We start from the raw sequence: 26,353 nt of genomic DNA, 5'->3' as shown, positions 1-26,353 counted from the left end.
GGCGCATCTGCGCCTCTGACAACCAGATCAAATCGCTCATGACAACGCCTCCTCAGCGCCGTCATTGAATCAACTGATCGCACGCTACGCAAGCATTTTAATAGGTCCTGAGCCTAGCTTTGCGATACCCCAAGCTATACCCCCACTAGAACGACGTCGCAGAGCCCGGTTCGTCGAATGCCAACCCAACTACCGCATCCGCATCCCGACTCACAAACCAGCCCTCAGCCGAAGATGCGCTTTGAGAAAGCTGCTGGTGGCACGTATGTGACAGTGCCTTGCCGCCGGTCGTTATACCAAGCTTCCAAGCCGTCCGGCATGGTCAAAACGATGTTGCTTCGCCGGATGGACACTTCTGTCACCGTGCACAGCTTCCTGTCGGGCTTCCGCGGTTGAGCCGCCGAGTGCGCAGGTTATGCGGATGAGGTTGCTGAAATGGCGCTGGCGCATACGATCTAAAGCGCAGTGGAGCGGGCCTTGTCGGCGCGGCGACCTGTTCGACAAGTGGCGGCGGCTAATGGACGATTTGCCAACATAAGGCGCTAGCATCTTAACCGATCAAGAAAATGTGCGTCCCCTGCGTGCGGTTGCGACCGGGGGTAGCATAAGCTGCATCTGCTTTGGCAGTTCCCGACGAAATTTGGTCTTTCAGAATAGCCACCTCAATTGGCTGCTCCTGACATACGGTGCCTATCGGGAACACCTGAGCAGTCCGTCAGCAAAAGTGCTTAGCAACCGAAGACCGATATTGTTTTCTGGGTAGAAATTTGCATTGTATTACAGTCCCTTATCATTTGTATTGGGCATTGGTGAAGGCTCGAAAGGGGACAAGACATTCGTCAGCGCCAGCCGTGAGCGCTGCAGGTCGAGGGAACTTTTTTCGCTGATACAATCAGGGCTGCGGAGGTTTCCTCGCTGCAACCAATGGTTGGCCGGACAAGCTGACGCTTGCAAATGATCACATGCTGATCCGCGCACCGAGGCGCAAGGTTCGCGGCTCGATCACACGGCTGAGACGGCCCTCGACCGCGGCGGCATCGAAGGCCGGGATATAGCTCTCGTAGTAGTAGGCGATATCCTTGTCGCGGCTGTCAGCCACATTGAGGAGATCGGCATAGAACTCGATCCGGCCCAGTTTGCGCGCGGCGCGCAGGTTGAACACGGTGCTGCCTTTGTCGCGCACCGAATTGTCCTCGACGAGCGGCGATGGGCCGAGGTGACGCATGCGCAACGCAGCTTCCCATGGGCCGCGGATAAAGGAAACGCCGGCCGATGCCGCGTTCTCGAAAGCATTGGGGATGCGGTCGCCGTTGTCGTAGCGCGAGTGGCTGGCGGTAAAGCTCGCATCGAGCGCGAGCCACGGCGCGGGGCGCCAGAATCCTACGACTTCGATGCCGTGGCGGCGGCTGGCGCCCGAAGGCTCGACCGCATTGGAATCGCCCACAAACCGCAGTTCGCTGGCGACATTTAGCGCCCACCTGGTCGCGGTAAGACTCGCCGTGCCGTGCTGGAAACGCAGGCCCAGTTCGTGCCCACGTCCGCGCACTAACAGCGGCACGCGGGCAGCTGAGTTGACCGCGCCGCGCGCGTCGTTTGAGTGGAAGCCCTCGCCCCAGTTGGCGTAGAACTCGGCCCAGGGCGCAGGGCTCCACGCGGCGGAAAGTTTGGGTGAGGCAAGAGTCTGGCTGACATCGCCCTGCCCCAATGCGGTGGCTTCGGCATCGCGGGCGTGGACGCTGGCATAGTACCAGTCGCCGCGCAGGCCACCGGTGAGGCGCAGGCCCGGCAGCGGGCGCAGCGTCGCCGAACTCCAGAGCGATGCGGAGGCTTCGGAAAGGCGGTAGAAACCCAATGAGCGCACGAAGCGACCGCGATTGGCTTGGCCGACACCGACATTGCTCACCGCGTCGTAACGGTTCTCCGTGCCAAGGCTCACTTCCAGTGCGTGAGAAAGCGTCCAGTCCCGCTCCCCTTTGAAGCCGAACACGCTGCGCCGGTCGAACTGCCAGATCTGCGCACTGGTCCCGGTGGCATCGGCATAAGTCGGGTTCGAGAGCATCGACCAGTCGTAGAACTGGCCGAAGGCATTCACCCGCCAGCCCGGCGCGGCCAGCGCGGCATTGACGACGAACCGCGTCGTTTCGCCGCGCGCGGTGGGATCGGGCGAGCAGAACACGTCCGGGCAGACGCGCGAGCCGATGATACGTTCGGGGATCTGCTCGGTCGGCCGCCAGGTGGCACGATAGGCATGAGCTGAGAGGCTGAGCTCGGCAGCACCCAGCGGCGCGGACCACTTGGCGAAGCCCGCGTAGTGGCGCAGGCGTTCCGGCTGCTCCCATGGCCCGTCGTAGGCTTTGGCCTGCACGGCCAGCGTGAGCCGACCGGCCCCGGCCTTCACCGCGCCGCCGCTCGCGAGCCGCCGCCAGCCGTAGGAACCGCCTTCTGCCGCCACCCACGGCGCGTCGAAGCCCTTGATCGTCGCCATGTAGGCCGCACCCGCCAGCGCAAAATCGCCGCCATCGGCGCGGTAAGGGCCTTTGCGGAAGGTCTCGCGCTCGATCACTTCGGGGATCAGGCCATTGAGATCGAGATAACCCTGCCCGTGCCCGTGCGAGCGCAGGTTCATCTGCACATCGTCGATATAGGTAGTGAAATCGCTGCCGTGATCGAGATTGAACCCGCGCAGGAAATACTGGTTTGCCTTGCCGCTGCCCGAATGCTGTGCGGCGACCATACCGGGGATCGCCTCAAGCAGTTCGGAGACCTTGAGCAGTGGGCGCACGAGGAGGTCTGCGCCCGCGATGCTTCCCTCGCTGGCGGCAGCGGCGGTCCCGATGCGCGTCTCACCTCGGCCGAATACCACGATCTGGCGCGGGGTGTCTGGCGCAGCGTCCTCTTCGTCTGCGTAGGCCGGATGCGCGGTTAGAATCGCGGCCATTGCTGCGATACTGGTCATCACTGGTCGAAACGCGTTTGCTCGCCCCATCATGCCGGCGCCTATGCCGCAAGCTGGCGTCGGCGCCTTCCAACATCGCGCCACAAGCTTGTGCGGCGGGGGCATAAGCGTGCAGCAGCTTAGCACTGGCGGCCCCAAGCATATGCGAAACGCGTTGTTCCGGTGCTTTCAGCCGCATCCTAGGTTTGCCGATAGGCCGCAGTCTGCGGCTGTGCGCCTGTTCCTGTTCGGGCGTGCGGGCAAAACGGGGCAACGATGCGATGATTTCCGAGTGGCTGGCAGAGCTGCAGTACCGGCTGGGCGCGGCGCTCGACGCCTCGGGCAAGATCGTGCCCGATACCTCTTGGAGCGCGCAGCTGCTGTCATCAGAACGGCTGTGGATGATGATCGAGGGCACCCACCTCATCACGCTGATGGTGTTCGCCGGGACTATCCTGTTCGTTGACCTGCGGCTCCTTGGCGTTGCGTTCCGCACGACACCGGTTTCGCGCATCTCGGACAGTGTACTGCCTTGGACGGTCGGCGGCTTTATCGCGCTGCTGATGACCGGTTCAGCGCTCTTCTTTTCCAACCCGCTGGAATATTACCACAATCTGGCGTTTCGCATGAAGCTGGTGTTCCTGCTCGCCGCCGCGCTCAACATTTTCTGGTTTCACGTGCGGGTGCAGGCGAACCGGCCTGAATGGGATAACGCAGAGCGGCCACCAGCGCGCGCCCGCGCCGCCGGGGCGACCTCGATTGCGATGTGGTTCCTCGTCATCTTCGCGGGCCGCTACATGGCCTACGACTGGGTGACGTGCATGAACCCGGGCGCCCTCGTCAGCGCAGTGGCCCAGTGTGACGTGCACGACGCTACGCTTGAAAAGATCGATCAGGAAATCGCCCAGTGATGTCGGCCCGAGCGATGCTCTTCGCGACCATCAATTTCCGCGACCTCCTCCCCGCGCTGCAGGGCCCGCTCGATGCGCTGGCGCAGGTCGAGTTCATCAAGCACCTCAACCAGACGACGTGGCTTTTCGCGATCGTCGAGACGTTTCACATTCTCTCGATGGTGGCGCTTGGCGGGGCCGTCGTCGTGCTCAATCTGCGGCTGCTCGGCGCTGTGCTGGGTGATGTGCCCGCCGCGAGCGTCGAACGCGCGACGCGGCCCTGGCTGATCGGCGGCACGATCGGCACGGTGCTGACGGGGCTCTACATGGGGCTGGCAACAATCGTCACGCTTCTGACCAACGGCGCCTTTTTCGTGAAGATGATCGCGCTTGTGGCCGCCATCCTGCTCAGCCTTGCGGTTTCCCTGCAGGTGCGCAGCGGCGCAGACGAGAGCGCAAGGCCGCCCCTGCTGCTGGCAGGGGCAGCCATCGCGCTCTGGCTCGCTGCGCTCTTGCTGTTTGCGCTGACGAGCGTGCTGAGTTCGGGGGCGCTGCTTGTGGCGTTGGCCGGGTTTGCCTTGTTCGCCGCCTTCCTCTCGGAATATCGGCGCGCTTATCTTGGCCTGCTCGCGCTGGTGGCGGCGCTTGCTGCAAGCCTTTCCCTCACTGGCAGCGCATCGGCGGGCCCGATTGCGTTCGTCCTTGCACTTGGCGGGGCGGTGCTGACCGGTGCGCTCGAATCGCGCCATGGCACTGCGCCATTCCTTGCCGCACCGCGGCTGGCCGCTTTCTCCTCTTCGCTGGCCTGGGTAACAGTTGCTGCAGCCGGACGCTGGATCGGGTTCATTTAAAAGTAGTCTTATCTGATTGAAGATCTGATTTCATCTGACCGAAAAATAAAAAGTTTTGCGGGCCATATTTCATTTTTATCGAGAGTGCTCAAATAATAAGCATATGATGAATCCTTTCTTCGGGATTACGTATGAATTGTTATCTGCCGCTCATCAATGTTTCTCTCGATGGGGGCCCAAGTGAACTTCGACACCATATCTGCTGCCAAGTCTGGCCGCCGCGCCGTTTCGCAAATCGCGCTCGCTGCAGCGCTTGCTGCGGTTCTTCCGGTAACCAGCGTCTTCGCGCAGGATACCGCCACAACGGCCCCCGCGCCTGCTGCGCCCAAGCTCGCCAAGGCCCAGATCGATGCGCTGCTGACGACGCCCGACAAGGTGGTCTTCATCGACGTGCGCCGCGCCGACGAGATCAGCGAAATCGGCAGCCTGCCGGTGATCCTCAACATCCAGATCTCCGAGCTTGACCGCTTCCTCGCCTATATCCCGCGCGATCGGCAGATCGTGACGATCTCGAACCACGCCGGACGCGCCGGCAAGGCCGCGGCACTGCTGCAGGGCAAGGGCTTCACTGTCGCGGGCGCGATCGGCATCCAGGACTAAATCGCCGAGGGCGGCGCGGTGTACGGGCAGAAGATCGTGACGCCGGATATCCCCGGCGTTGTCAAAGCGGGCACCCGCGTCGAAGTGATCCGCGAGGGCTTTGAGGGCACCGAAGGCCCGATCGCTCTGGCGGACGGTTCGGTCGTCTTCACCGAGAACCGCGCCGACCGACTGGTGAAAATCGGCACTGATGGAGCTGTCTCGACCTTCCTTGAAAAGACCGGCGGCGCCAATGCCCTGGCGCTTTCGCCCAAGGGCGAACTGCTTGCGGTGCAGACCGCCCCCTCCGCGATCGCCGTGCTCCAGCCGGTGAAGAAGGTGCTGGCCGACAAGTTCGACGGCAAGCCGCTCAACCGGCCCAACGACCTCGCGCTCGCGCGTAGCGGCAATATCTACTTCTCCGATCCGGGTGCGCCGGCCGCCGCAGGCACTCCGCCGCCCGCCATCCCGCCCAAGACCGGGTTCTACTGGCTCGACCGGAAGGGCAAGGTCCATCTTATCGCCGACGATATCCGCCGCCCCAATGGCGTTGCGCTGAGCCCCGACGAGAAGACTGTCTACGTCGCCAACACGGCGGGCGAATATCTCCTTGCGTGGACGGTCCAGCCCGATGGCAGCCTCACCGCGAGGCGCGATTTCGTGAAGCTCGCCGGCTTCAAGACCACGCCCACCGGCCCGACCAGCGGCGCGGATGGCATCGTCGTCGATCAGGACGGACGGGTCTACGTCACCAGCACGCTCGGCATTGAGGTGTTCTCGCCCGAAGGCCAGCCGCTCGGCGTGATCAAGCTCGCCAAGCAGCCCCAGAACCTCGCGTTCGGCGGCAAGGATCACAACCAGCTCGTCATCGTCGGGCGCGGCTCGGCCTATCGCATCGCCACGCTGACCAAGGGTGTCGACCGCCCGGGCAAGTGACCCGGCGCGCACCCCTTTCCAGAACAGGACCTACACCATGAAGTTCGTCACCCCGACCGTGCGCACGGCGCTCGCTCTTCTGCTGCTTTCGGCAGCGCCGGCGGCCTACGCCCAGGCCACACCCGCGCCTGCCCCAGATTCCGCCACCACCGATGCCGCCGCGCCCGATGCCGCTGCCGATGCGGGCGAGCCCATCGTCGTCACCGCGCGCAACCGCGCGGAGAACCTCAACGATGTGCCGATACCGATATCGGTGCTCGGCGGCGAGACCATCGCCCAGCAGCGCGCTTTCACGATTGCAGACCTCACCCAGCGCGCGCCGGGTCTCACGGCCACGACCCCAAACGCGCGCCGCACCGGCGTCTCGCTGCGCGGCATCGGGAAGACCAGCGGCAACGACAACATGGAAGCCGCGGTCGGTGTCATTGTCGATGACGTGTTCCTTGGCCATGTCGGCATGACCTACCAGGATTTCACCGATCTCCAGCAGGTCGAAATCCTGCGCGGGCCGCAGGGCACGCTGCTCGGCAAGAACACTTCGCTTGGCGTGATCAAGTACACCAGCAAGGCGCCTTCGTTCACTCCGGAAGGCTCGCTCGATCTGGAAACCGGCTTCACCCGGCGTGCTTTCAAGGCGCGCGGATCTTACTCCGGCCCGCTTGTCGGCGATGTCCTCGCCTTCCGCGCCTCGTTCTTCTTCGACAAGCAGGACGGTGATATCCTCAACGTCAACCCCGCGCTCGGCGGCCGCTGGCACGAGCGCAAGCGCTGGGGTGGCCGCGTGCAGGTGCTCTACAAGCCAAGCGACCGCTTTTCGCTGCGGCTCAACGCCGATCTCGCCGAGACCAACGAGAACAGCAACACCAAGCCCTTCATCATCGATCCCGCGACGCTTGACGATGGCTCATTGCGAACGACAACCTACACCACGCGCCTCGCGCGCGGCTATTTCGCTGGGTACAAGCCGATTATCGGCTCGCTTGATACGATTGATGTCGATCAGGCGCTGCCACTGATCACGCGCAATCAGGGCGTTTCGCTCGTGGCGACGTGGGATGCAGGGCCGTTCGAGATCAAGTCAATCTCGGCGCTGCGCGATTTCCACTTCGATGCCAACAATGACAGCGAGCAGACCCGCTTTGCCATCGCGCGTGGCGGGACGCTGGTGGATACGCGGCAGCTATCCGAGGAACTGCGCCTGTCCGGGCAGATCGGCTCGCAGCTGACTTATCAGGCCGGGCTCTACTTCTTCAAGATCGATACCGAGACCACCAGCCGCTCGCTGTGGGGCACGGATGCGGGTGCCTTCTATGCCAGCAACAACCAGTACAATGCGCTCAATTCGCCCGAGGGCTTCGTCCTCCTGCAGAGGGCGCTGAAGGACGTCCGTTCGATCACTTACCAGAACCCGGTTTCCAACAGCCAGGCTGCCTTCGCGCAGGTTGACTGGAAGCCGGTCGAGGGGCTCTCGATCACCGGTGGCCTGCGCTACACGCGTGAGCAGAAGCGCAGCATCACCACCAAGGCGGCCACATTCGTTGATGGCAGGGCGCTGGTATCGACCGGCAATGCCACGGCCGATGCGATCCGCGCCAATCAGGTGGGCGTCAACTACACCGATGTGTTGGGCGAGCCGATTCATCAGGACTCGGTCGCGTGGCTGATCAACCCCAGCTACAAGCTTGCGCCTGACGTCCTTCTCTATGCCTCAGCCAGCGGCGGCGGCAAATCGGGCGCGGTCGCTTTTGACAACAACGGCAACCTGCGCAACGTCAAGGCGGAGAAGACCACCGACTTCGAGCTTGGCCTCAAGGGCGATCTCCTCGATCACGCGCTCTCGCTCAGCGTGAACCTCTATTACACCAAGGTTCGCGATTATCAGGCAACCACCAGCATCCCCGATCCGATCTCGCCGATCGGCTTCAGCTCGGTGCTCGGCAACATCCCCGGCCTTCGCGCGCAAGGCGTGGAGTTCGAGGCTTCCGCGCGGCCGTTCGAGGGCCTCACGCTCAACCTCGCGGTCGGCTACAACGATGCGAAGTATACTGATTGGTCGACCGCGACCTGCCCGCGTAATGTCGTGACCACAGCGGCCAACCCCACGTGCGACAACACTAGCAAGCGGATCGTCGGCGCGCCGCTTTGGACCGTGATCACTGGCTTTGATTTCGAACGCGAGATCGGCAACTCGGGCATCTCGATCCATGCCTTCGGGATCGATACCTACCGCACCAGCCACAATCTGGAGCAGCTGCTTTCGCCCTACGGGTTCCAGAAGGCCTATCACCTGACCGACGCGGGCATTGGCATCATCACGAATGTGGCGGGCCACAAGACCGAGCTCAGCCTGGTCGGCAAGAACGTGTTCGACACGAAGTACACCACCAGCGTCAACGATTTCAGCAACAACGCACCCGTCGGCTACGATGGTATCGGCCCCCGCCGCTACATCGGCCTGCTGCTGCGCACCAAGTTCTGATGGAGGCCAGAATGATCAAACGGACACATCTCCTCGCCGCCGCAGCGTTCACCGGCATGGCCGCGCTGCCTGCGGCCAGCCTTGCCCACCATGCCTTCGCGGCTGAGTTCGACAGCTCCAAGCCACTCGTCATCAATGGGGTGGTCACCAAGGTCCGCTTCGTCAATCCGCACAGCTGGATCTACATCGATGTCCGCAACAAGGATGGCTCGGTGACCAACTGGGGCTTCGAGTTCGGCACGCCAAGCTCGCTGCGCGCCAGCAACGTGACGCGCGATGACGTGCACGCCGGGGTGCCGATCCGCCTCGCCGGCTACAAGGCCAAGAACGGCGGCCCGTTCGGCTACGCCACCACGATCGTGCTGCCGGGCGGGCGCAAGGTGCAGACGGGCAGCGCCCCAGATGCTCCTCCGCCGCCGGTGAGCTGATCCGATGGCGAACAGCACTCTGAAGCCGCTAGGCGCGGCGCTCCTCCTGGCCGCGCTCGCATGGCCGGTGTCGAGCCCGGCCCAAACCCGGACTCCAGGAACCGGACCGGCTCCGGCCACCGCGCCCGCAGCGCTCCCGCGCACGGCGGAGGGCAAGCCCGATCTCTCCGGCATCTGGCAGGTGCTGGGCGAGGCCGAGTATGATCTGGAACCCCACGCCGGGCGGCGCGATGCGCCTCCCGGGCCGGGCGTGATCGATACTGGCACGATCCCCTATCGCCCGGAAGCGCTTGCCCAGCGCCTGCGCAATTTCGAGGCGCGCGGCAAGGACGATCCGCGTCTCAAGTGCTTCGTGCTCGGGGTGCCGCGCGGCGTCTATTATCAGGCGCCGTTCCAGATCTTCCAGCGCCCGGTCGATCTCACGCTGGTCCACCAGTTCGGCAATCAGGTCCGCACGATCCACACCGATGGCTTGCTCCATCCAGAAGAGCAGCATCAGGAGCTCTGGCTGGGCGATAGCCGAGGCCACTGGGAGGGCGATACGCTGGTTGTCGATGTCACCGATTTCAACGAGGAAACCTGGCTCGACCGCGCCGGCAACTATCACAGCGAGGAACTGCACGTCACCGAGCGCTGGAAGCTGATCGATGCCAACACCATCGACTACAGCGCCACGCTGGAGGACCCCAAGGTCTACACCAGGCCGTGGACGATTTCGGTGCTGCTGCATCGCCGCCGCGACAAGGGTTTCCAGCTGATCGAGGACTATTGCTACACCCTCGATTACGCGCCGTTCTACCCCCATAAGGAGGGCAAGTGATGAAGCGCTTCCTGCTTGGCACTGCGCTTTGCCTCGCGCCGCTTGCGGCGAATGCGCAGACTGCGCCTCAGCCGGCTCCGTCACCCGCCAACGCCGCATCGCGCTGGGAAAAGACCGTGCCGGTCATCGCCGCGAGCGCATGGACGGGACCGCGCTTGCCCGATGGCCAGCCCGATGTCAGCGGCTTCTGGTCGAACACGATCTCCAATCACAGCAACTTCACCGATCCGCAAGCGGGCCCTCCCGGCGAACCATCCGCGGCGGCCAAGCTGCCACGTGATCAGCGTGCGCCGAGCCGCGTCTCCGATCCCGCTGACGGCCAGATCCCGTATCTGCCCGCCGCGCGGGCACTGCAGGAGGATTTCGCGAAGAACTTCCCCAATCCGGTCAAGCCCCGCTACATCGAACCGCTGGCGCGCTGCGCCCCGGCGGGGGTGCCCAAGTCGTTCATGTGGCACGGCTATGAAGTGCGCCAGTATCCCGGATACGTCGTGTTCCTGTTCGATTCCGGCACCCGGGTGATCAAGCTCGATGGATCGCCGCACCTGCCGCCGCAGATCAAGCTGTGGAACGGGGATTCGCGCGGGCATTGGGAAGGCAACACACTTGTCGTCGATGTCACCAACAACAATGGCAAGGCGCTGTTCGGCCGCAACGGCGATTTCATGAGCGAGAACGCGACCGTCGCCGAACGCTTCGTGTTCGATGCCGCCGGCCAGCGCTTCAACTACATCGCCACATTCACCGATCCCACGGTCTACTCTCGGCCTTGGACCGCCATGATCCCGGCGCGGCGCTTTACTGCGTCTGACACGCCCGATGGCTGGCACTTCGACGTGAAGCCAGTCAACCAGCCTCGCAAGCCGATGCGCTATGAACATGCCGAGCGGATATGTGCAGAAAACAACGGCCCGTTTGGCGGCGGTGCTGTCGGCGTGCCATCGGAAGAAGCGGTCATCAGCCGCTAAAGGGATTGGGCAGCGCTCAGCCGAACTTCGCGGCGAGCGCTGCCGAAACCGCCTCCGCCTCTGCAGGCTCGATCGGCGCCTTGTAGACGGTGATCATCTTCGTCACCGAATCCCGCCAGAACTGCGCGCCCTTGCCGCGCGGCTGAGTCGCGACGTACTCGAGCGAATGGCAAGCCGTGCAGTTGCGCACCACGACCTCCCCGTCCGCACCGGCGAGATCGCCGGGGATCGGCTCAGGCAGCGGCGCATAGCGTACCGGCCGTGCTGCCACGAGAAGTGCGGCGCTCAGTACAAGCGCGGAAAGGGGCAGCGCGCGCATCAGATCGCCTCCAGCGTCAGGGTTTCGACCACATTGCGCATATAGCCCGCAGGCTGCCAGCGCGGTTCCAGCGGCTGCGTTTCGCCGTCTATGGTCGTGGCGCGCGCCTTGATGCGATGTCGGCCCGCCGCCAGCCGCAAACCCAGCCGCCATTCCCGGAACGAGAATCTGCCAAGGTCCTCGCCCAGCCGAGCCTTGCTCCAGCTCGCGCCGCCATCAGCCGAAACCATGACCCGCGCCACGCCCGCGCTGCCGCTGAAGGCGATGCCGCGCAGTTCGGTCAGCCGCCCTGCTGCCGCGCGGGCGCCTTCGCCATGGCTGGTGACGAACGAGCGCACGTTGAGCCGGCTGATCGGCCGCGTCCTGTCCGGCTTCGTGCCGGGCGCCACGCAGGCGCAGTCGTTGTCCGGCACGCGGTAGGCGGTCTTCATCCAGTAGCCGCCGAACTCGGCATCGACGACATTGATCTCGCTCAGGTGCTTGACCCAGTAGGTGCCGTAATAGCCCGGCACCACAAGCCGCAGCGGATAGCCATTGAGAAACGGTTGGTCCGCCCCGTTCATCGCCCACGCGACCATGACCTCGCCGTCCCGCGCATGATCGATATCGAGCGCCTTTACGAAATCGGGCACGCCATCCGTTGGCGGCACATCGAGCCCGTTGAACGTGACTTGCCGGGCCCCGGCACGGACTCCAGCCCGCTCGAGCAGCGCGCGCAGCGGCACCCCGCGCCAGCGTGCGTTGCCCATCGCGCCGTTGCCCAGCTGCCCGCCGCCCACGCGCGGTTCGAAGAAGCCCCGGCTATTGCCCGAACACTGATTCACCGCGACCACTTCGGTCACCGGAAAATCGCGCTTCAGGCTGGCGAGCGACAGGCTGAGCGGCGTCTCGACATGCCCGCTGATCGCGAGCCGGAAGGGGTCCGGGGCAATCGCGTCGGGAAAGCCGGACAAGTGGTAGCGTACAAAGAACGCGTTATTGGGCGTGATCAGCCCATCATTGAACACCGCGAAGGGCGTTTCCAGCTGCGGCGGGCGTGATGTGAGCAATATCAACGGGCGCTTCTGCGGCGCGCGGACCAGCGGCCGAGCACCGTTCGCGAAAGGCAGCTGGGCGGTTTCCGCGGCGGCAATGGCCTGCCCGCCCACCATGGAGACGCCGGCAGCGGCCAGAAAATGCCGTCGATCAAACTTTGTCATCGCGCGTCCCCGAAAGGGTCATTAGCGGGCAGATAATGCGGAAGCATCGGCGAATTGCCCAGCCGTTTCGAGCTCGACTGGACCGTCATCGCCAAACAGCAGATCGGCCCGATCGGCAAAGCCCGCGATGGTCGGCGGTGCTGCGCCCACCGGTGCGCGCTTGCGCCCGCTAAGCACAGCAGGATCGAGATGCGGGGCGAGCAGCGCGATGAACTGGTAGGCAAAGTTGCGCAGCAGACTGCCCTTGCGCAGCGCGATCTTGGTGCTGCTCGCGCCGAAGAACCCCGCTGTCGCGGAAACGACGCCAAGCCGGTCGAGTTGCCCGTTGCGGGTTGCCATTTCCGCTATGATGCCGATCCCGGCCCCCAGCCGGACGTAGGTCTTGATAACATCCGCATCCATCGCGCGCAGCCGCAGATAAGGCTCGAGCCCGGCACGGTCGAACACCTCCTGCACTTGCAAGCCGCCGGAAAACTCGGCGCTATAGGTAATAATCGGATAGCGGGCGAGGTCGGCCAGTGTCGGTGTCTCAAGCTCCAGCAGCGGATGTCCGACAGGCGCGATGGCCACGTGCTTCCAAGTGAAACAGGGATGGGTTTCCAGCTGGGGATGCCCGTCAACCGCCTCGGTCGCGACGCCGATGTCGGCCTCTCCGCGGACGAGTGCATCGACCACATAGCTCGGCGTGCCCTGCAGGAGTTCCACTTCCACATCAGGGAACAGCGAGCCGAAGCGCAGCAGTAGCTTGGGGAGAACGTAGTTTGCCTGGTTGTGGGTCGCTGCGATGATCAGGCGGCCCTTGTCAGCCTCGGCAAACTGGGCGGACAGCCGCTTGAGGTTGTCCGCCTCCTGCAGCAACCGGTCGATCAGCTTGGCCGCGCTTTCGCCCGCAGGCGTCAGGCCGACAAGCCGTTTGCCCCTGCGCACGAAGATATCGACCCTCAGTTCCTGCTCGAGCTCGCGGATCTGCTTGCTTACCCCCGATTGCGAGGTGAACAGCTCGTTCGCGACCTTGGTCAGGTTGAGATCGTTCTGAACCGCCGCGCGCACATAGCGCAGTTGCTGGAAATTCATGCCCCGCCTCTCATTGGAAGCCCCTCACTGACGGTGAAGAAGCATCCTGTGCAGGGTAGCATCTGTGTCTATTGAATTAGTAGAGATTGAAGCAAAGCTCAAGCGGAAACTGGCAATGCTTATATCTCAGCGGAACAAGCGCCGCCGGATTATCGCGCCTGCTCATATGCATATGAGGAATCGTTGGCAGTGACCGGGCACGCGAATGCCTAAGGTAAGACCTGCTTTTCAAGAGGTTCTCCATGCCGCGCCGCATCCTCATCGCCGCCGCCTTGCTCACGTTTGGCACCTCCATGCTGCGTGCTGGCGAACCGGCCGGCGCACCGCTGCCGCTCTCCGAACTGATGGGCCATGTCATGCAACGCAATGCCGTGCAGTTCTGGGCCTGGTCCGCGACCGAAACCGACGCGGCCGGCACGCGATCAGCCGAACCCCGCACCGCCGAGCAATGGGAGGATGCCGAGAGCGACGCGCTCACCCTGCGCCAGCTCGCACTGGTCCTGAAGGCGCCGTCCTACGATCCGGGCGATCCGCGATGGGCGCGGCTCGCCTCCGATCTCGAGGCCGCAGCCAGCGCCGCCGCGGATGCCGCCGAGCGCAAGGACGTGGCCGCGCTGATCCGTACAGGGGAGGCAGTTAACGATCGCTGCGTGGCCTGCCATCTCGTCTTTGCACCGCAGCTTGAGACCAAGCCCCCGCCGGTCCCGCTCTGAGTGTTCAAAGATCGAAACGCAGCTCGGCCAGAAAACGCCGGCCGATTGTATACTGGAACGCGCCGTTGGCGGCGACCTGCCAGCCGTAGTCATCGAGCACGTTGGCCACCTGCAGCCGCAGCAGTGCCCGCGCCGACGCCACCTTGAACCGGTAGCGCGCGCCAAGGTCGATCGTCTCGCGCGGCGGAGCGGAAAGCCCGTTGCTGACATTGCCGATCCGCGACGAAAAGCTCTCGGCAGCGAGATCAAACGAGAGCGGACCCGTACCGCCGCCGAGGCGCCAGTCGATGTTGAGAACGCTGCGCCGCCGGATGCTGCCGATGGGCCGCGGCCCGATCACGCCGCTTTGGACCAGCTCCCCGCTGATGCGCGAATCGAGCACGACATTGCCTACAACCAGCGTGAGGCCGGGTCGCACCGTGCCGGTCAGCGACGTCTCGACACCACGGTTTGATGAGGTGCCGAGCTCGCGATACAGGTCCTGCGCATCGAGGTTGTAGTACGGCTTCCTGATCTCGAACACACCCGCAACAAGGCTGACTGTGGGGGTTAAGGCATAGCGCAGACCGAGATCGACCTGCTGCGTGCGAATGGCCGGCGGCACCGCCCCGCGGTTCGCCGCGTTGGCGGGGGCAACCGCGACTTCCTCGAACCCGCGCACGTGGCCGCCGTATAGCGAAAGCGTGCGTGTAAGGTTGACGGAACCGGTCACGCTGCCCGTTACCGGCCGGTCGCGCACTGAAGTGACGACGCCGGCCGAAACAAAGGTCAGTGTCTTGTGGTAGCGCGAGCCCGATACCCCCAGATCGAGCAGGAACCTGCCTGGGGCGGTGATCGTGTAGCCAAGGCCGAGTGTCGCCTGACCGAACCTGTCGGTATCGTCTGGCCCGAACGCCAGGACCGGGCGCGGCCGCTCATCGGTGAAGTTCAGGCTGCTTGGCCCCAGCGCTATGCGCTGCACCCCGCCAAAGCGCCGGTTGCCGCTGCGCCCTCGAAAGCTGAGGATCAGCCGATGCGCCAACTTGCTGGACCCGAATGTGCGCGACAGCCGCGCTTCGCCCGAAAGCGTCCGGTCAAGGTTGTTGCTATCCGCAACCATGACGCGGTTCGGCGTCGTGCCGTCGGGCCGTATCGTGAGGAACAAATCGGTGAAGTTTGCATCCACCCGCCGCTCAGCACGGAAAAGGCCAGCCTCAAGCATCCATTTGCCGAAGGGCAGCCGCGCGACCCCGCCCAGCACTTCTTGCGTGTTGTCGCGCTTGCTCCAGCTTTGCCCGATCATCGCGCGGCGCCGGATCTGGGGTGGCAGGTAGTTGCCGCCGGGAAAGATCGAGGGCGCTGCCTCGTCATCATAGGTCCGCATCCGCCCGTAGAACCCGGTCAGGCTGGCACCGGCATAGGGTGTCCAGGCAAGCCCGCCCGAGGCGATGTATGACTTGAAGTTGCCCCCCTCGTGCCGGTTCTGTTGTCGCAGCGTGACCCCGAGGTAGACCTTGAGGTCTTCGGCAACCGGCTGCAGCACATCGAGATTGAGCACGCGCGAGCCGAACTGCGCGCGCTCGACACCGAGGGTGAACTGATCGGATTGTGCGCTGGCGGAAGGCTCGTAGTCGACAATCCCGGTCGGCGCGGGAAAGGGATAGCCTTGTGACGAGATGCCCACCCGCACTTTGCTTCCGCGAATGAGGCGATTTGGGGGTCGATCGACCGGCGCGAAGAACAGTCCGTCGATCCGCGTGTTCCCGGCATCCACGGGATTGAAGCCGCGAACATCATCGACGGTGTAGAGACCGATACGCTCGTTGCCGATGGCCTGGCCAAAGGCGTCGCCTGCACTGGTTGCCGTGTTGTCGTCCACGCGCTGGGCAAAGGCTGGTTCGAAAACCCCGAAGCTGGCGAACCCCACGATCAGCGATGCAAGTCTGATACAGGACCTGGATCCGGGCGCGAGCGGGCAAGTGGGACGACGCATGACACTTCCAGCGGGCGCAGCAGATACGGGGTCGTGTTTGACGCTCACCCCGACCTCAGGAGAACGGATCGCGCACTAAAGACTCCCGGCAGACCACTAGAAGTCTTGCGCGCGTTCCTGAAGCAAGCGGTGGTTGTAAGCTTATGATAGCCGGTCGTTTGGACTGCAACACTGTCAGAAGTCAAACCGACTGGTAGGTGATTTGCATCCTTGGCTACAGATCCTGGCCAGGGGCGTTCGCTCAAATCGTCAGTCCTGACGCCCTGCTATGCCGAAAGCGGTCGGTCGCCGTTGGCAAAGCTGGACGTCAGCAAATCGCCGAACCTACCGACGCAGCGACGCTTGCGACCGCTAGCTGAAACCTGACCGCCCTCTTCGGTTTGACCAGCGCCAAAACCCAACATTCGGCAACCAGACCACTTGCGGTCAAAATCGTTGTCGGGCGGATCGTGCGCTGAGCGTCAATTATTGGCGATGGACCTGCCGTTGAACCCGCCTCGCGGGAAGGACAGTTTTGTCCCAGATGCAGAAAGTCAGCGCAGGTGGTAGCTACAGAGTCGACAGCGTCTGTCGCATACTTCCGATCCCTACTCTCCCTTCTCATCGCATCAGAGAAACTTCTGTCCCCGGTTCGGGGCAAGGGGGCTTTTAGACAACGCCAGATAAATCCAGCAGCATGGGAGTACATTTGGGGGTATGATAAGTTTCAGATCTTCTCATAATACCGCATTATCAAAGTTATTTCCGCATCTTATGATGGTGATTCTGTCCGCCACCTTCTTCTGATTCAATGATATTCTTTGAGTCAGAGGACGAGTCTTCCCTGGACGCTCCCCAATAGCATGCCCGCTTGCGACTGGGCGGCACTGGACAATGCAGCGCGCCAACTAGCCAAGTCTGCGGGCCCGCAACCCTTGGCAAATGTGGCCAACCACGTGTGCTGGCTAGCTCGATATGCCGGATCGTGCAGCAAGGTCAGGCATTGCCGGTTTCGGTCAATGGCAATCGCAGCTCAGCCCATAGCCTGCAACCGGATCGGACCTTGCAGGCACATGGGGAGCTGCAGGCCGTTATCAGGGGAGTTACCGACGATGATCAGGCGCAGCGCCAACTTCTTTGCAGCCGGCACCGCACTGGCCGCCCTCGTCATGGCCGACGCGGCCCTCGCGCAGGCCGCCGGCACTGAAGCTGCAAGCGAGACATCTGCGACCGCCGACAGCGGCGAGATCATCGTCACTGCCACGCGCAAGAGCGAGAGCATTAACAAGGTGCCGCTGAGCGTCAGCGCCCTGTCGCGCGAGGCGCTCGACAGTCGCGGTATCCGCAGCTTCAATGATGTCATCCGCCAGACGCCGGGCGTCAGCTTCGAGAAGTCCAACACCACAACGAACATCGCGATTCGCGGCGTCAACTCGTCAGTGGGTGCCGCCACCACCGGTATCTATATCGACGACGTGCCCATCCAGATTCGCCAGCTCGGCTATGGCGGCGGCAATGCCTATCCGGTGGTGTTCGATCTCGATCGCGTCGAGGTGCTGCGGGGCCCGCAAGGCACGCTGTTCGGCGCTGGCTCGGAAGGCGGCACGGTGCGCTTCATCACCCAGCAGCCCAGCCTGGATACGCTCAAGGTCTACGGCCGCGCCGAACTCGCCTCGACCCAGCATGGCGCAGCGAGCGGCGAAGGCGGTGTCTCGATCAGTGCGCCGCTCGTCGAAGGGAAGCTCGGGATCGCCGCCAGCGGTTACTATCGCCGGGACGGCGGCTGGGTAGATCGGATCAGCTCGTTCACAAACAAGGTAGTCGCGAATAACGCGAACTCGACCGACAGCTATGTCGGACGCGTCGCGCTGACCTGGCAACCGACTGACAACGTCAAGATCACGCCGGCCGTCTTCTACCAGAACGTGAAGGCAGCAGACAGCGGCGAGAGCTGGGAACGGTTCTCCAACTATGACAACCACAAGTTCATCAACGCCAACCAGCTGGCCGAGACGAGCAAGGACCGCTTCACGCTTGCCTCGCTCAATGTCAGCGTCGGCCTTGGCGGGGTGGATGTCATTGCAGTCGGTTCGTACTTCGATCGCAAGCAGTCGTTCGTGCAGGACTACACGAACTTCGACCAGACGCTGTTCACCGGCGTGAATGCCCTCCCATTGCTCCCTGAACAGAACGCGCCTTCGGACTTCCTCGTTGCGCAGAAGAACTGGACGGGCGAGCTGCGCCTGCAATCCAGCAACGCAGCCAGTCCGCTGACCTGGGTCCTCGGTGGGTTTTACAGCCATGCCGAGCAGACCTCGCTGCAGAAGGTCACCGATCCCTATCTGCCGGTCTATCTGTTCGGCGGACCCGCTCCAGTCCCGGGCTTCTCCGTCTACGATCAGAACGCGGTTTCGACCGATGAGCAGGCCGCGATCTTCGGGCAGGTTACCTACAAGTTCACTGACCAGCTCTCAGCCATTGCCGGGCTGCGCTATAGCCACACCGTGTTCACGATCCGCTCGGTCGCGCAAGGGTTCGTGGTCGGGCCGCTTGTCGATGACCGCGGCCGCCAGAGCGAGAACCCGATCACGCCCAAGTTCGGCCTCAACTTCCAGGCGACACCTGATACGCTGCTCTATGCCTCCGCCTCGCGCGGGTTCCGTGTCGGTGGCTACAACCCGCAGGTCGGCACCTTCTGCGGTGCCGAGCTTGCCAGCATCGGTTATCCGAACGGCCGCCCGACCAACTTCAAGTCGGACTCGGTGTGGAGCTACGAGCTTGGCGTGAAGAGCAAGTTCGGCAGGCTCGGCAGCGTGCAGGCGAGCGTCTACCAGATTGACTGGAAGGACATCCAGCAGGCGGTTGCGCTCAACTCGTGCGGCTTCCAGTTCACCAACAACCTTGGCAAGGCGCGCAGCCGGGGCTTCGACCTTCAGCTGGAAGTGCGTCCGACCGACCGCCTGACCCTGCAGGCCGAAATCGGCTACGTCGATGCCAAGTTCAAGGACACCGTGTTCGGCGGGCCCACCGCGGCGGCTCCCTTTGTCAGCAAGGGCGATGCCGTGCTCGGCGCACCTTGGACGGCCTCGTTCCACGCGCAGTATGATTTCGATGCCTTCCGCGCGAAGGGGGGCTATATCCGTTCCGATCTGGACTACCGTTCGAAGCAGACCGCGCTGCCGCCCTACCTGAACCCGGCGAACGGGGCGATCGATACCGCGCTGAACTTGCCGCCGGCGGTCGTCTTCTGGTCGGCGCGGTTGGGCGTGCGGCCAGGCAACTTCGACATCTCGCTGTTCGTCAACAACATCCTCGACAAATCCACCTGGACCCGGCGCGAGCGGGCATCGAACCCGTTTGAATTCTTCCGGCGCGAAACGCTGCGTCCGCGTACCTTCGGCGTGACCGCAACCTATCGCATGTGACAGACCCGGCGCGCCGCCTTTCCACATCGGAGCAGGCGGCGCAGCCGGAGCAGGGGAGAATTGCCGGTATGAAGTTTGGCAGCACGAAGATTGGGCGCCGTACTCTGGCCATTGCCGGCCTTACCGTCCTCGCTTGCGGTTTGCCGCATGGGGCGCAGGCAGCTCCGGGGCGCGCACTGCGGTTCGTCAACGGCCATATCTACACGCCCCAAGGCTGGCGCAGCACGATGGAGGTGCGCGGCGAGCGGATCGTGCGCATCGGTACCCGCGCACAGGCGCGCAAGTGGGCGCGCGCCGCGGTGCAGATCGTCGATCTCAAGGGCCGCACGGTCTTCCCCGGCCTCTATGACATGCATGTCCACCCCGTTCTTCAAGCCAAGGGCGACGAGGGCCGCTGCCGCATCCCGCAGGACGCCGGTCCGCAGCGTCTGCTCGAACTCGTCGCGGCCTGCACCAAGGCAGCAAAGGCGGGCGAATGGGTCAGCGGAGGCCAGTGGCAGGCCTCGCTGATGGCCGGCACGCCGATCACCGCCGCCACGCTTGACGCTGTCTCCCCCGATAATCCGGTCATGCTCTTCGATGTCAGCGGACACAGCGTCTGGGCCAATTCACGCGCGCTGGCGTTGGCGGAAATTACCGCCGCGACACCCAATCCCGAAGGCGGGATCATCGAGCGCGACGAGAAGGGCAATCCCACCGGCATCCTGCGCGAAACCGCAGGCCGCCTGATCAGCATCAAGGTCCCGGCCCAGCCCCTGGCCGAGACGGAGCGCCAGCTGGCCGGCCATCTCGCCATGCTCGCCGGCTTCGGCGTCGTCGGCTATGTCGAGGCGATGGCCTACCGCGACGACCTTGAGGTCTACGCGGCGCTGGCCGACAAGGGCGTGCTCCGTCAGCATGTGCAGGCCTGCATTGCCTATTCCGAATCCGGCCGACCCAACCCTGCGTTCGATCAAACGCTGGCCGACCGGGCAAAGTTCGCCCGCGCGACGTTCAACGCCAATTGCGTCAAGGTCTTCGCCGACGGCGTGCCCACCGAAAGCCACACTGGGGCAATGCTTGCCGACTATCAGGCCGGCCAGCCCAACGCGCCGGCGCGCGGCCTGCTGCTGTTCGATCCGGCTGCAATGGCGAAGGACGTTGCGCGCTGGGACAAGCTCGGCGTCACCGTACTGTTCCACGCTGCAGGCGACCGCGCGGTGCGCGCCTCGCTCGATGCGATCGAGGCGGCACGCAAGGCCAATGGCACAGGCGGCCCGCTCCACCAGGTTGGCCATTCCACGTTTGTCGATCCCGCCGATCTGCCGCGCTTCAAGGCGCTGCGGGCGGCGGTCGAGTTCTCGCCCTATCTATGGGATCCGCAGCCGATCAACGACGACATCACCGCCGCCGTTGGCAGCCCGCGCATGGATCGGGTCTGGCCCATCCGCGAAGGCTTTGCCGCGGGCGCGCTTGTCGTTGCCGGGTCGGACTGGGCGGTCGTGCCCTCCCCCAATCCGTGGATCGGGATCGAGACGGCCATCACCCGTCGCAATCCGGGCGGCAGCGCGCGCAGCTATGGCCTGGCCGAAGCCGTTACCTTGCCGCAGGCCATCACCATGTTCACCATCAACGCGGCTCGGCGGATGGGGATTGCCGACAAGGCCGGCTCGCTCGAGGCTGGCAAGCAAGCAGATTTCCTCGTGCTCGACCGTGATCCCTTCGCGGTCCCGGTAACGGACATTCACCGCACGGCCGTCCTCGAGACATGGGTCGGCGGGAAGAGGATCTTTGCACGGGCGAAGGACTGAACTGCAATGTGGCGGCGTCTTGTCAGCCTCCTCCTGCTCACCGGTCTTGCGGCCTGCAATCGCGGCCCTGATCTGCCACCCGTCGCCGCCCGGGCCGAGATCGCGGCGGTCGAAGCCGATGCCGCAAACTGGCCGAGCTATGGGGGGCAGCCCTCCTCCACCAAGTATTCTGCTTTGGACCAGATCAACCGCGGCAATGTCGCCCGGCTGCACCGCGTCTGGACCTGGCATTCGGGCGAAGTCTCGGCCGGCAGCGAGGCCGTCGATTTCACAGTCGGTGAACTGACCCCGATCTACGTCAACGCACGGCTTTATGGCTGCACGCCGTTCGGCCGCGCCGTCGCGCTCGATCCTTCCTCGGGACGCGAACTGTGGTCTTTCGATCCGAGGAAGCCGCGCAGCGGCAACATGTACCACGAGAACTACTGCCGCGGTGTCGCCTACTGGCAGGCGGATACCGCGGAGGCGCGCGCACAGCCCTGCGGCAAGCGCATCCTCTATGCGGCGCAGAATGCCGTTCTCCATGCGCTCGACGCTGATAGCGGCCGCGTCTGTACCCTCTTCGGCCAAGGCGGCAGGGTCGATCTTGCCGCGCTCGACTACAAGGGCGAAGGCAAGCCCGCAAACACGTCTCCGCCCGCTGTCTGGGGCAACGTCGTGGCGGTCGGCACTGCGGTGCAGGACAATATGTACCGCAACTCGCTCGACGGCATCGTGCGGGCATTCGATATCGTGACAGGCCGCGCGCTGTGGACATGGAACCCGATCCCCGACGATCTCTCCGCCGTTACGGGCGCGGCCAATGCCTGGGCGCCGTTGTCGGTCGATGCGAAGCGCGGGTGGCTGTTCCTGCCCACCGGCAGCGCCAGCTGGGACACCCTGGGCGTCAACCGGCTTGATCGCATTCCCGATGCAAATTCCGTGGTCGCGCTCGACATGCGCACGGGCCGCAAGGTCTGGTCGTACCAGACCGTCCACCACGACCTGTGGGACTACGACCTGCCGGCCGCCCCCACGCTCGCCACGATTGACCACAAAGGCCGCGCCGCCGAAGCGGTGATTCAGGCGACCAAGACCGGCAACATCTTCGTGCTCGACCGCGAGACGGGTAGGCCCCTGTTCCCGGTGGTGGAACGCAAGGTGCCCGTCAGTGACATGCCCGGTGAGCGTGCCTCGCCCACCCAGCCCATGCCGCTGCTGCCGCGCCCCGTCACCTCGCAGCGCCTGCGCACCGGCGACGCATGGGGCCTGCTTGGCTTCGACACTGCCGCCTGTCGCAGCCGCCTGGCTGCCTTGCGCAATGAAGGCCTGTTTACGCCGCCGAGCATCAAGGGATCGCTGCTCCATCCAAGCTTCCTTGGCGGGACCAACTGGGGCGGGCTCGCCTATGATCCCGGCAGCGGCTTCGCCGTGGTCAATTCCTCGAACCTCGCCGCCTCGGTCCGCCTGGTCCCTCGGGCCGCGTTCGATGCGAAGCGCGATGTGCGGCCCGGTGTCTCCTACTACGAGATGCAAGGCTCGCCTTATGTCATGCTGCGCGAGGTGCTGATGTCGCCTCTCGGCGTGCCGTGCAATCCGCCGCCATGGGGCCGCCTGACGGCCATCGACATGAAGACCGGCGAGACGCTCTGGCAAGTGCCCTTCGGCCGCCTGACGCTTTCCAGCGGGATCACCTCGCCTGCAGCGTGGGGTGCCCCCAACCAGGGCGGTCCGATCGTGACGCGCGGCGGCCTCGTGTTCATCGGCGCCAGCCTCGACAGCAGGCTGCGCGCCTACGACATCCAGACCGGTCGTGAGCTTTGGCAGGCCTTTGTTCCCGCCCCGGCGACTGCCACGCCAATGACCTTCCGCCACACCGATGGAAAACAATATGTCATCGTCAATGCCGGTGGACACGGTGGCTTTGGTACCCGGCTCAGCGATGCGATGGTTGCCTTTGCCCTGCGCTGATCCCGTCCCCGGCGCTGCGCCGATAGGCCTGTGGGGTCATGCCGAAATGGCGGCCAAAGCGCCGGATGAAGCTCGCGCTTTCGGCAAAGCCCACCGAGAGCGCGATTTCGGCCACGTCGCGCCGGCTCTGGCGCAGCAGCCGCGCGGCGGCCTGCATCCGCCGCTCATTAACGAGATCGCGCCAGCGCAGCCCTTCAGCGCGCAGCCGCCGGCTGAGCGTCGCGGCCGAAACGCCCATGCCCCGGGCAACATCTTCGAGCTGCGGCGCGTAATCGAGCGGACTTGCCTCCAGCGCCTTGACGAGCGCGCCGAGCGAGGTCCCGCGCCGGGCATTCTCGGCCGCGCGCCGGCGCAGATGCTCCTCGACGATGGGATAGAGCTCGGGATCGATAACCGGACTGGTGCAGTCAAGGAAGCGCGCCTCGAAAGTGAAGGAGTTGGTTTCCTGATCGAAGAACACCGGGCAGCGGAAGAATTCGCGGTAGATACGTTCCTCGCCCTCGCAGGAATGCTCGAAGCGAACCTCGACGAGCTCGAATTCCCCGCCGGCATAGTTGCGACACATGTTGTGCATAAGAGCGATCGAGAACTCGGCATCCTGCCGCCGCGATTGCAGCGTCTGGTCGGTGATCAGGTACTCGAAGGTTGCCAGCCCCTCATCAGCGCTGAAGCGGTTGCGTACCGCATCCTGGATCGTTGCCAGATAGGCCGCAAAGCCGGTGAAGGCGGTTCGCAGCGAGGGGGCGCTGAGGAAGAGGAACCCCAGCGCTCCCAGGCTGTTGAGCGCGCCGAGCCGGCCCGCCTGCAGACCGAGATAAGGATTACCCGCTTCCTGCGCAGCGCGTTCAAGGAAAGCGAGGAACTGTTCGAGCGGCATCACGCCGCGTGCATTGTCGAGATCGTCGCGCCGCACTGCAAAGCGGGCAAGCAGTGGCTCGGGATCGCAACCGACGAGATCGAGACAATTGACCACGTGGCGCAGCACAAGGACCGAGATCGTCGGCTTCAACATGCCCTGTGCTGTGTCATGGCCAAAGCTCCCGCGTTCGTCCTTGCCAGCGGATCTTTCCGCGCGGTGTCACCCGGGAGCAAGAGCATGGGGCGAGATTGGCCGCATCGGCCAAGCCGTGCAGGGCCTCGCGCGCGCCTATTTCTCCCCGTAGCCAGCCCAACGAAGGTATCTGCCCGATGACTCCACCTGCTTTCGCCCGGCGATCCTGTGCCCCTCTTTCCGGCGCCCTGCTCATCGGTGTGCTGTTCGTCGCCAGTCCCGTGTTCGCGCAGCCTGCGCCGGTTGACCTAGTCTTTCTCCACGGCACCGTGCTCACCCCGTCCGGCACCGCGCAGGCATTGGCGGTTTCAGGTACCACCATCGTCGCGACCGGTACCGATGCCGAGATCGCCGCGATGGCCCCCGCGTCCGCGCGCACCGTTGATCTTGCTGGCCGCACCGTGATGCCCGGCCTCTACGACATGCACGTTCACACCTACTTCGCCGGACGCGACAAGCTCTCCTGCCGATTTCCGCAGGGCGCCGATGCCAGGACCATTGTCGCTGCGGTCAAGGTCTGTGCGGACAAGGCTAAGCCCGGCGAGTGGATCACCGGTGGCAGCTGGGTCGGCGCCGCGTTCAAGCCGGGCGAGCAGAACAAGCGCCTGCTCGATGCCGCTGCGCCCAACAATCCGGTGATGCTCAACGATGAGAGCCTGCACAGCGTCTGGGTCAATTCCAGGGTCCTAGCCATCGCCGGGATCACCCGCGCGACGAAGGACGTTCCCGGCGGCGTGATCGACCGCGACGCCAAGGGCGAACCCACCGGCGTGCTGCGCGAGGTTACCGCACGCGACATCGAGCGCTTCATGCCCAAGGCAAGCGCCGAGCAGCAGATTCAGGCGATCAAGGTCGCAACCGACGAGATGCTTTCCTACGGCATCGTCGGCTTCACCGATGCCGCGGTCCGGCGAGAGATGATCGCGGGCCTTTCCGCCTATGCGCGTTCCGGCGGGCTCAAGCAGTACGCCCGTGGCTGCATCGTCTGGGGGCCGAACAATGGCAACAGCGAGGACCTCATTCCCGAGCGCCAGGCATGGAGCGGCGGGCGCCTCAAGCTCGATTGCGTCAAGATGTTCCTCGATGGCGTTCCGCTGGAAGGCCGCACCGCCGTCATGCTTGCCCCCTATGCACAGCGCGGCGGACCGCACGACGATCAGGGCCCGGGCGAGGGCAAGGGCCTTAAGCTGATCCCGGAGGACAGGCTCTTCCCCGCTGTCACCGCGTTCGACCGGCAGGGCATCCAGGTCAAGTTCCACGCTGCCGGCGACGGCGCTGTGCGCGAGGCGGTCGAGGCCATTGCTGCCGCGCGCAAGGCCAATGGCGATGGAGGTCCGCACCACGAGATCGGCCACAACACCTTCATCGACACCGCCGACGTGCCGCGCGGTCACGAACTTCACTTCACCTGGGAACTCTCGCCCTACATCTGGTGGCCCACCCCGATCACGTCGGTCGATATCGCAAGGGCTGTCGGTCCCCAACGGATGAAGCGGCTCTGGCCGATCCGTGATGTGATCGAAAGCGGCGCCAATGTCGTCACCGGCTCCGACTGGCCGGTTGTTCCCTCGGTCAATCCGTGGATCGCGTTCGAAACGCTCGTTACCCGGCAGGTGCCCGGCGCGACGGGTGAGCCGATCAACGATAGCCAGCGCATCACCCGCGAACAGGCCATGGCCGTGCTCACCGGCAACGGAGCTGCCGAGATGGGCCGGCTCGACAAGGGCGGGACGCTCGAGCCCGGCAAGCTGGCCGATCTCATTGTGCTCGACCGCAATCCGCTCACCGTGCCCGCGGGCGAGATCCACCAAACCCGCGTGCTGGCGACCTATATCGCGGGCGAGCAGGTCTATGCCGCGACTACTGGAGACACGAAATGACGGACGCCACGCTGTTCCTGACCGACGAGCGCACATTCTGGCATTGCACCGGGGTGCAGGCGCTGTTCTTTCCGATCGGTGACTGGGTCGAGCCGCCTTCGGGTAGCTACGGTGC

General features: G+C 64.3%; 19 protein-coding genes. 13 read left to right on the top strand and 6 right to left on the bottom strand.

The genetic code is table 11. From position 1 onward, the window contains the following. Window positions 1-958 precede the first annotated feature (958 nt). A complete protein-coding gene (locus Q0082_RS16175; RefSeq protein ID WP_298194593.1) occupies window positions 959-2,956 on the bottom strand; it encodes a TonB-dependent receptor in 1,998 nt (665 codons plus the stop codon). 260 nt (window positions 2,957-3,216) lie between these two features. On the opposite strand from Q0082_RS16175, the gene Q0082_RS16170 reads away from it, so the two are divergent. From Q0082_RS16170 to Q0082_RS16135, 8 genes are all read left to right on the top strand, one after another. Then, window positions 3,217-3,846 (top strand): DUF6644 family protein, encoded by a 630-nt coding sequence (locus Q0082_RS16170; RefSeq protein ID WP_298194591.1) that lies wholly within the window; start codon window positions 3,217-3,219, stop codon window positions 3,844-3,846. Then, window positions 3,846-4,676, top strand: a complete 831-nt coding sequence (locus tag Q0082_RS16165) for a DUF6644 family protein (RefSeq protein ID WP_366522574.1) — start codon at window positions 3,846-3,848, stop codon at window positions 4,674-4,676. The genes Q0082_RS16170 and Q0082_RS16165 overlap by 1 nt, the downstream gene beginning before the upstream one ends. A gap of 180 nt (window positions 4,677-4,856) precedes the next feature. Beyond that, entirely contained in the window at window positions 4,857-5,276 is a 420-nt protein-coding gene (locus tag Q0082_RS16160; protein ID WP_298194588.1) for a rhodanese-like domain-containing protein, read from the top strand. An 18-nt stretch (window positions 5,277-5,294) separates the two neighbouring features. Beyond that, complete coding sequence (locus Q0082_RS16155) at window positions 5,295-6,191, top strand: SMP-30/gluconolactonase/LRE family protein (protein ID WP_298194586.1); 897 nt, start codon at window positions 5,295-5,297, stop codon at window positions 6,189-6,191. A gap of 37 nt (window positions 6,192-6,228) precedes the next feature. Further along, window positions 6,229-8,670, top strand: coding sequence for a TonB-dependent receptor (locus Q0082_RS16150; RefSeq protein WP_298194584.1), 2,442 nt, complete (start codon window positions 6,229-6,231; stop codon window positions 8,668-8,670). A gap of 11 nt (window positions 8,671-8,681) precedes the next feature. Then, window positions 8,682-9,098, top strand: a complete 417-nt coding sequence (locus Q0082_RS16145; RefSeq protein WP_298194582.1) for a DUF6152 family protein — start codon at window positions 8,682-8,684, stop codon at window positions 9,096-9,098. 4 nt (window positions 9,099-9,102) lie between these two features. Next, the gene (locus Q0082_RS16140) at window positions 9,103-9,918 is read left to right on the top strand and encodes a hypothetical protein (RefSeq protein ID WP_298194580.1); all 816 of its coding nucleotides are present in this window, start codon (window positions 9,103-9,105) and stop codon (window positions 9,916-9,918) included. Next, on the top strand, window positions 9,918-10,886 hold the full coding sequence (locus Q0082_RS16135) for a hypothetical protein (RefSeq protein ID WP_298194579.1): 969 nt from the start codon (window positions 9,918-9,920) through the stop codon (window positions 10,884-10,886). Before Q0082_RS16140 ends, Q0082_RS16135 begins: the two co-directional genes overlap by 1 nt. A gap of 16 nt (window positions 10,887-10,902) precedes the next feature. On the opposite strand, the gene Q0082_RS16130 is transcribed toward Q0082_RS16135, so the two are convergent. From Q0082_RS16130 to Q0082_RS16120, 3 genes are read right to left on the bottom strand one after another with little or no spacing between them, the layout of a single operon-like run. Then, window positions 10,903-11,205 (bottom strand): cytochrome C, encoded by a 303-nt coding sequence (locus Q0082_RS16130; RefSeq protein ID WP_298194577.1) that lies wholly within the window; start codon window positions 11,203-11,205, stop codon window positions 10,903-10,905. Next, entirely contained in the window at window positions 11,205-12,404 is a 1,200-nt protein-coding gene (locus tag Q0082_RS16125) for a molybdopterin-dependent oxidoreductase (RefSeq protein ID WP_298194575.1), read from the bottom strand. The genes Q0082_RS16130 and Q0082_RS16125 overlap by 1 nt, the downstream gene beginning before the upstream one ends. 21 nt (window positions 12,405-12,425) lie before the next feature. Then, window positions 12,426-13,478, bottom strand: a complete 1,053-nt coding sequence (locus tag Q0082_RS16120; RefSeq protein ID WP_298194573.1) for a LysR substrate-binding domain-containing protein — start codon at window positions 13,476-13,478, stop codon at window positions 12,426-12,428. A 242-nt stretch (window positions 13,479-13,720) separates the two neighbouring features. Between Q0082_RS16120 and Q0082_RS16115 the strand changes: the two genes are divergently transcribed. Beyond that, the gene (locus Q0082_RS16115) at window positions 13,721-14,191 is read left to right on the top strand and encodes a hypothetical protein (protein WP_298194572.1); all 471 of its coding nucleotides are present in this window, start codon (window positions 13,721-13,723) and stop codon (window positions 14,189-14,191) included. Between the two features lie 4 nt (window positions 14,192-14,195). Here the strand turns inward: Q0082_RS16115 and Q0082_RS16110 are convergent, their stop codons facing one another. Then, window positions 14,196-16,097, bottom strand: a complete 1,902-nt coding sequence (locus tag Q0082_RS16110; RefSeq protein ID WP_298194570.1) for a hypothetical protein — start codon at window positions 16,095-16,097, stop codon at window positions 14,196-14,198. A 1,157-nt stretch (window positions 16,098-17,254) separates the two neighbouring features. Between Q0082_RS16110 and Q0082_RS16105 the strand changes: the two genes are divergently transcribed. From Q0082_RS16105 to Q0082_RS16095, 3 genes are all read left to right on the top strand, one after another. Then, a complete protein-coding gene (locus Q0082_RS16105) occupies window positions 17,255-19,567 on the top strand; it encodes a TonB-dependent receptor (RefSeq protein ID WP_298194568.1) in 2,313 nt (770 codons plus the stop codon). A gap of 68 nt (window positions 19,568-19,635) precedes the next feature. Continuing rightward, on the top strand, window positions 19,636-21,357 hold the full coding sequence (locus Q0082_RS16100; protein ID WP_298194566.1) for an amidohydrolase family protein: 1,722 nt from the start codon (window positions 19,636-19,638) through the stop codon (window positions 21,355-21,357). Between the two features lie 6 nt (window positions 21,358-21,363). Then, window positions 21,364-23,307, top strand: coding sequence for a pyrroloquinoline quinone-dependent dehydrogenase (locus Q0082_RS16095; protein ID WP_298194564.1), 1,944 nt, complete (start codon window positions 21,364-21,366; stop codon window positions 23,305-23,307). On the opposite strand, the gene Q0082_RS16090 is transcribed toward Q0082_RS16095, so the two are convergent. Further along, window positions 23,273-24,319 (bottom strand): AraC family transcriptional regulator, encoded by a 1,047-nt coding sequence (locus Q0082_RS16090; protein ID WP_298194563.1) that lies wholly within the window; start codon window positions 24,317-24,319, stop codon window positions 23,273-23,275. The genes Q0082_RS16095 and Q0082_RS16090 overlap by 35 nt on opposite strands. Window positions 24,320-24,495: 176 nt before the next feature. Here Q0082_RS16090 and Q0082_RS16085 point away from each other — a divergent pair, with 176 nt between their 5' ends. Next, window positions 24,496-26,238 (top strand): amidohydrolase, encoded by a 1,743-nt coding sequence (locus Q0082_RS16085; RefSeq protein WP_298194561.1) that lies wholly within the window; start codon window positions 24,496-24,498, stop codon window positions 26,236-26,238. Window positions 26,239-26,353 lie beyond the last annotated feature (115 nt).

The sequence above is a fragment of the Novosphingobium sp. genome, from assembly GCF_027489515.1.
Lineage (GTDB): Bacteria > Pseudomonadota > Alphaproteobacteria > Sphingomonadales > Sphingomonadaceae > Novosphingobium.
Note: the sequence above shows the minus strand (reverse complement) of the source record. Positions and strands in the feature narration are given on the sequence as shown.

What these genes read in the sequence shown, in the direction of transcription:
- Q0082_RS16175 (WP_298194593.1), bottom strand. Translation starts at nt 2,956, where the DNA reads ATGACCAGTATCGCAGCAATGGCCGCGATTCTAACCGCGCATCCGGCC.
- Q0082_RS16170 (WP_298194591.1), top strand. Translation starts at nt 3,217, where the DNA reads ATGATTTCCGAGTGGCTGGCAGAGCTGCAGTACCGGCTGGGCGCGGCG.
- Q0082_RS16165 (WP_366522574.1), top strand. Translation starts at nt 3,846, where the DNA reads ATGTCGGCCCGAGCGATGCTCTTCGCGACCATCAATTTCCGCGACCTC.
- Q0082_RS16150 (WP_298194584.1), top strand. Translation starts at nt 6,229, where the DNA reads ATGAAGTTCGTCACCCCGACCGTGCGCACGGCGCTCGCTCTTCTGCTG.
- Q0082_RS16145 (WP_298194582.1), top strand. Translation starts at nt 8,682, where the DNA reads ATGATCAAACGGACACATCTCCTCGCCGCCGCAGCGTTCACCGGCATG.
- Q0082_RS16140 (WP_298194580.1), top strand. Translation starts at nt 9,103, where the DNA reads ATGGCGAACAGCACTCTGAAGCCGCTAGGCGCGGCGCTCCTCCTGGCC.
- Q0082_RS16135 (WP_298194579.1), top strand. Translation starts at nt 9,918, where the DNA reads ATGAAGCGCTTCCTGCTTGGCACTGCGCTTTGCCTCGCGCCGCTTGCG.
- Q0082_RS16130 (WP_298194577.1), bottom strand. Translation starts at nt 11,205, where the DNA reads ATGCGCGCGCTGCCCCTTTCCGCGCTTGTACTGAGCGCCGCACTTCTC.
- Q0082_RS16125 (WP_298194575.1), bottom strand. Translation starts at nt 12,404, where the DNA reads ATGACAAAGTTTGATCGACGGCATTTTCTGGCCGCTGCCGGCGTCTCC.
- Q0082_RS16120 (WP_298194573.1), bottom strand. Translation starts at nt 13,478, where the DNA reads ATGAATTTCCAGCAACTGCGCTATGTGCGCGCGGCGGTTCAGAACGAT.
- Q0082_RS16115 (WP_298194572.1), top strand. Translation starts at nt 13,721, where the DNA reads ATGCCGCGCCGCATCCTCATCGCCGCCGCCTTGCTCACGTTTGGCACC.
- Q0082_RS16105 (WP_298194568.1), top strand. Translation starts at nt 17,255, where the DNA reads ATGATCAGGCGCAGCGCCAACTTCTTTGCAGCCGGCACCGCACTGGCC.
- Q0082_RS16100 (WP_298194566.1), top strand. Translation starts at nt 19,636, where the DNA reads ATGAAGTTTGGCAGCACGAAGATTGGGCGCCGTACTCTGGCCATTGCC.
- Q0082_RS16095 (WP_298194564.1), top strand. Translation starts at nt 21,364, where the DNA reads ATGTGGCGGCGTCTTGTCAGCCTCCTCCTGCTCACCGGTCTTGCGGCC.
- Q0082_RS16090 (WP_298194563.1), bottom strand. Translation starts at nt 24,319, where the DNA reads ATGTTGAAGCCGACGATCTCGGTCCTTGTGCTGCGCCACGTGGTCAAT.
- Q0082_RS16085 (WP_298194561.1), top strand. Translation starts at nt 24,496, where the DNA reads ATGACTCCACCTGCTTTCGCCCGGCGATCCTGTGCCCCTCTTTCCGGC.